The 5,500-nt window shown below is 54.5% G+C and carries 4 protein-coding genes; all 4 read right to left on the reverse strand.

Annotated features, from left to right (window positions below; all coding sequences use genetic code 11):
- The coding region (locus NST04_RS33910) for an HNH endonuclease (protein ID WP_341188210.1) at positions 1 to 3,237 on the reverse strand (3,237 nt) is incomplete at its 3' end.
- A 159-nt stretch (positions 3,238 to 3,396) separates the two neighbouring features.
- Positions 3,397 to 4,194 (reverse strand): DUF1906 domain-containing protein, encoded by a 798-nt coding sequence (locus tag NST04_RS33915; protein ID WP_341188211.1) that lies wholly within the window; start codon positions 4,192 to 4,194, stop codon positions 3,397 to 3,399.
- 25 nt (positions 4,195 to 4,219) lie between these two features.
- Positions 4,220 to 4,486 (reverse strand): hypothetical protein, encoded by a 267-nt coding sequence (locus tag NST04_RS33920; protein WP_341188212.1) that lies wholly within the window; start codon positions 4,484 to 4,486, stop codon positions 4,220 to 4,222.
- A gap of 110 nt (positions 4,487 to 4,596) precedes the next feature.
- A partial coding sequence (locus NST04_RS33925; protein WP_341188213.1) for a cellulose binding domain-containing protein occupies positions 4,597 to 5,500 on the reverse strand: 904 nt, incomplete at its 5' end.

A 5,500-nucleotide genomic window follows, 5' to 3' on the forward strand; every position in this document is an offset into this window, starting at 1 on the left:
AATCACGATTTTACCATTACGTAAAATCATGCTGCCGCTCTTGGATGCAAGCTTGGCTCCGGATTTCAGCAGGCTCTTGATGCCTTTGGCTCCTGCGCCTACAACGTTCTTCACCCCGCTGGCTGCCGCTCCGACGCCCTTCTTGACAGCTTGTCCGGCTTTCTTGAGGTCGGCTCCGACAGCTTTGAAGCCACCCGCCATCGCCAGCTCAACCAGTCCCATCGCCAGTGCAGTAGCGAGCGCAATCGCGGCAGGTTCGATCATCTTCTGCCAGCCCTGGCTCAGGTAGGTACCGATATAACCGGCAGCTTGCGCTAAGGTCTGCGCAATAGACACAATTGCCTGAGCCTGCATCACAACTGTGATAATATTAATGATCGGGGGAATCAGCACCGTAATAGCCCCGCCCGTGACGACAAAAGCTGCGCCAACAGCCACTAATGCTCCCGCTATGCCCGCAAGCAGCTGTAATCCATGGGCCTTCATCCATTTTATTACAAATGATTTAATTTGGTCAAACAACATTTTCGCATTATTCGCACGTAGCTTGACACCATCAGCTATTTTGCCGCCAAGGCTCTGGTTGGCTGTTCCGGTGTCGAATTCCGCCATAATGCTGTCCATTGTAGCCGGGTCGCGGCTGCCGGACATCTCCTTCGTTTCCCCGTCCTTGAGATTGGCTTCCTGTATCAGCGCCGGGTCCATTTCACCCTGCTCCACCGATTCCATCTCGATATCTTCAGCGCTCAGCTTCTCGCCCGCTGCCGCACCAGCGCCAGCTCCCTCAGCCTGCTCTACAGCTCCCCCTTCAGCTGCTCCAGCCCCCATTGGCTTGGAGATATCTACTCCGAGCAGATACTCCCACATCTTGCCTTCCAGATGGCTGAATGAACGTTTTGCCGCCTGGCCGAGCGCTCCAATCCGGGACATCACATCCAGGAACGTGGCAATCAGCAGACTGCCTAGGGTGGAGATCAGCTTGGAATAGAAGTTCTGTACTGCTGCCAGCGCCTGATCCACCTTAGCAGCCAGGAAGTCCATCACCTGAGTAACCTTGGTCTTGAGCTTCTGGGCCAGCTGGTTGACCGCTTTAATGGCCTTATTGACAACTCCGTCAATCTTGCTGCATATCTTGGCCGCAATGCCGGGGAACTTAGCAAATACAACGGAAACCAGCTTTTTAAGCAGCACACCCAGTCCCTTGATCAGGGTTGTGATCAGCTTGCGGCCCAGTTCAATGATGCCCAGTACAGCCTGCTTCGCTTTGTCAAAAATAAATTTAACCGCTTTGCGGAGACCCTCAAAAATGAAGTTAACTGCTTTCTTAACGAGTTCGACGACAGCTTCCAGCTTACCCTTCACCCAGCCGAGGAAGCCGCCCTTCTTCTCTTCCTTGGCCTTCTCCTGTTCATGCTTGCCGTCTGCTTCCTTCTTAGCTTTACTGTAGGCCTGCGTCGCTTCCCGCTCCGCTTCAGACTGCTTCTTCTGAGCTTCCCGCTCTTTGTCTGTGCGGACGCTGTTGATCTCCTGCTTCTTCTGCTGGGCGGCTGACCCGGCCTGTTTGGTATAGTCCGTCTCGGCAGCATCCAGCTCCTTCTTCCACTCGCCCTGCAATTGGGTGACTTCTGCTTTGGCTCCAGTCTGCTGGCTGATTTGCTTGTTCTTCGCCTCCGTTTCAACCTGCCGGATTTGCGCCTGGCTGTCGGCTTTGGAGCTCAGCACTTTACTGTCGAATTTGGCTTGTTCCTTCTTATATTCCGCCTGCTTGGTACCAAGCTGCTTCTTCATCTCTGGAGCCAGACTACGGTTCAGTCCGGCAGTCATATCTGCAGACAGTGCCAGCGCAGGCAATTTTTTGGCCCCGGGTGCCTGCCCGCCTTTCAGCCCTGCAGCAGCCTTCACCACGGTGCCATCCGGCTCGGGATAGATCTCATTCTCCCCGAACGGCTGCTTGATCTGCCCCATCTCCGCCTGCTTGGCTGCGCTCACCTGCTGGGAGGCCTCCTGATGAAAACCCTCCAGCTGGGAGGGATCTGCCTCCCCGGTCATGCTGATTCCCGGCGGCTGGGCGGCTGCGGAGCGGATCTCGCTTAACATCGCCTCCGGATTGCCCCCAGAACCGGATGAACTAATGTTCATTTTATCCAGCTTGCCTGCAGGAACAGCCCCGCCGGTACGCTCGCTATTGAAGCCTTCCTTCACAGTGTGCTTCAGCGCTGCCGGTTTCTTCCGGGCCTGCAGGACCTTCCCTTTCAAGCCGGTCGGTACAGGAACAGCAGGCAGCCCTTGTTTGGTCTTCTGCGCCTGCTTCGCGAAAGCACCGGAGGATACATTCACCGCCTGGGCATAGGCATCCCCCAGCTCTGTAGGCTGAACCTGTGTCAGCTGATCCAGAATCTGCCCCGGATCTTCACCGCTGATCTTCACCGTCTTGCCCTTCGCCGGCTTCTCCTTCCCCTCTCCCGCTAACGCACCGAGTGCTGCTCCAAGCGATGGCTCCTTGGACGCTTTCTTCGGTTCATCTGCTCCTTTGGAGGCGGCGGACTTCTTGGCTGGCTCCGGCGCATCCTCTCCCTGAGCTGCTGCGGACTCCTCCGCCTTCCCGGGTTTCAACGGTTCCGCAGACGGCTCTTCGCCGGCTTCTTCTGCAGACCGAGCGACGTCCTCTCGTTCTGCCGCTTCAGCTTGCCCCTCTGCAGCGGCCTCAGCCCTCCCCTTTGCCCGGGCAGGCGCTGGAGTCTTTTTGACGGCTACGGGACCTGAAGAACTGCCGCCACTAGCAGGCTTAGTTTGTGTGACAGACGCAGTAGCGCCTCCTGCCTGCCCCAACGGCTCCTGCTTACTCTGCATCTTGGCTTCAGCCGGAGCGCTGGCTTGCTCTACTTCTGCTTGCACCGGTTCCGGTGAATCCGTATGCTCTTCCACTTGAGCTTCTGCGGCCAAGCTCTTACTTGGTCCATCCGCCTGTGTTCCATTGTCTGCCTGCTCTTTCTTCTTCCCGTCCTCCTTCAGACTCGATAACAACTGAACCACGGCCCGGTTGCCGAGTGTGCGCTGGAGCGCCAGCTTGTCTTCACGGCTTAAGGAAGCCGGATTCTGGCGGACACGCCGGATAATCTCTACCGGGTCTGGTTGTTTCGCGGCTGCCGGACGAATGAATACCTGCGGATTGCTGAATGGTTTATGGCCGCCGAATGCTTTATCTTTCTCCTTACTTACGGTTGCTTGGGTCTGCAATGGATTCCCCCCTCTGTAAAAAATCGATCCTATAGATAAAGTAAAATCCATAGCGCTTTTTACAGCCGGAGTTATAAATAAATCCATTTATTCTAATTTTTACTTATAATCACATGTCAAAAAGGCCGCCCTTAGGCAGCCTGTAACCCTTCCTCCTGATTAACGATTATTCGGGTCTGCCGCTTGGCCCGAGGCTTTGCGCAGCTCATTCGCCAGACGGTGAAATTCTTTTCCAGACTCTGCACTACCTGCTGCCATATAAGCCGCTTGAAGAAAAGCAATGATCTTGCCCGTATCCTCTTTCTTCATCATATAGTCTTTCCCCTCTCCGTTTGCATTGCCTGGTACAGGAACCGCGGCAGACTGCGTGCTCCACCAGCCGGCTTCTCCGCTGGACTGGTTGAGGTCTACATTCACTCCGTGAACCGGTTGACCTAATCCCTTGGGACCGTTGTCATATTGATACAGGTGGATCCCCTCCGCTTTCCGGCCTTTACTCCAGGCATACGTCTGCCAAAAACCGGTGCAGGCCTTAGCGGCCATTGCAGCTTCAATAACCGTAACGCTCCCGTAGACACCCGACTGGTAATTCCGGGCGGCTTCTCCCGCTGCCGTAATATACTGGATCACCGTGTCCAGCTGCTTCGCAGAAGCGTCGAAATCAACGGCAAAGTAGATCCGGCTCCCGGCAGGTTGTCCAACCGCAAGGGCTGTCTGTGCGGCAATCGCCCCGTCTGTCAGGCCGGCTGCACGGCCTCCCAGCGCACGGCTGGCGGTCGTTTCATACACAGAGACAATTTGCAGCCCGGCAGCGCTGATAGCAACCGCCTCCGCCTGGGTTAACCTTTTCCAGCCGGAGGGCACAAGGTAACGGCATACGAATTCGTAACCATCCTCCTTGAATTTCTTTGCCAGTGTGCGTGTTAGCGGTGCTGCGCAATCAAAGCCTTTGGCCATTCCCCCATCTCCTTCTTCCTGTCTGCTACCCGATTAATATTTTCATCAAAAGTCCCGCTGCGGCAATACACATCCCCACGCTGCTAATGATCGTTCCCACCAGCCAGCGCTGATTCTCACCTTGCCTGAGCTTCAATCTGGACAGCTCATCCCGCATCTCATCCACCCGCAAATGCGCTGACTTGCTGCTCTGCATAGCCTCAAGCGCAATATCCCTTGCACTGTTCATGATGTCGAGCTTGGTTTCCACCCGGGTCAACCGTTGAAGGATTTCATTCATGTCGTCTGGCATATCGTACCCCCGCTAATGGAGCTGGTTGATCTCCCGTTAATGAATAGCTCCAAGCTGCAACCACTGATCCGGCAGCAGCCTGGAAGCTGTGCAATGCTGTACTTAGCCGCTTACGGTTCCATGCCTGCAATCAGATTGCCGTAGGAGTAGGCCGTAATTTTGCTGGTATCTGTGAAGCCCGTTGCGAGTCCATTGAAGGAATAATCATTAGTCTGATAGTAATTAGAGAAATCCGATTTCCAGAATCTGCATTGAATTTCTACACTTTCTCCAGGCTTAAGACTTCCGGCACCACTGGTGAAGCCGATTTCCAGGTAATAATCACTGCCGGTTTTGCCTGTTGTCTTCTGGAAGCTTCCTGTGACATACGATTGAATCACCCTGGTATTCGAACCTGCTACTCTGGCATAATCCGCATAGAAGCTCTGGAATTTCTCACCATCGATAGTGTAGTAATATCTAAGCTTGATGCTGGAGAGCTGCAAGGTCGACTTGCTGGTATTCTCAAAGGATATTCTCGGGAAAATCGTATTCGTCACGCTGCTTCGGCTCGCATTAAACGATTGAACCTTGAACGTCTGAGTGACAGTTACATTCTGCACCGCCGTCGATACATTACCGTTCACATCCGTAGCCGTCCAGGTAACCACTGTTTTCCCTAACGGGAAGCCGTCAGCCGGAGCATCATTCTTCAGCACAACTCCGAAGATGTCGCTCGCTGTAGCTTGGCCCAGGGTCACAAGCGTTTTTGTTCCAGTTGCCGGAACAGCAACATCTGCTGGAGCTTTCAACACAGGCTTCGTGGTATCCACCACCGTGATCTTCTGCACACCCGTGCTGACATTGCCGTTCGCATCCGTAGCAGTCCAGACCACTTCGGTCACTCCCAACCCATAGCTCTCAGGAGCATTACTGGTTACTGTTACCTTGAAAATGTCAGTTCCTGTTGCCACGCCGATCTCCACTGGAGTTTTCAGCGCCGTTGCCTCGACCGTCTTGTCAGCCGGTAGCTTC

This window comes from Paenibacillus sp. FSL H7-0756 (assembly GCF_038006765.1).
Taxonomy (GTDB): Bacteria; Bacillota; Bacilli; order Paenibacillales; family Paenibacillaceae; genus Paenibacillus_AQ.

Bases quoted from the DNA above. Each gene is read 5' to 3' on its own strand.
- NST04_RS33915 (WP_341188211.1), bottom strand. From the start codon at position 4,194: ATGGCCAAAGGCTTTGATTGCGCAGCACCGCTAACACGCACACTGGCA.
- NST04_RS33920 (WP_341188212.1), bottom strand. From the start codon at position 4,486: ATGCCAGACGACATGAATGAAATCCTTCAACGGTTGACCCGGGTGGAA.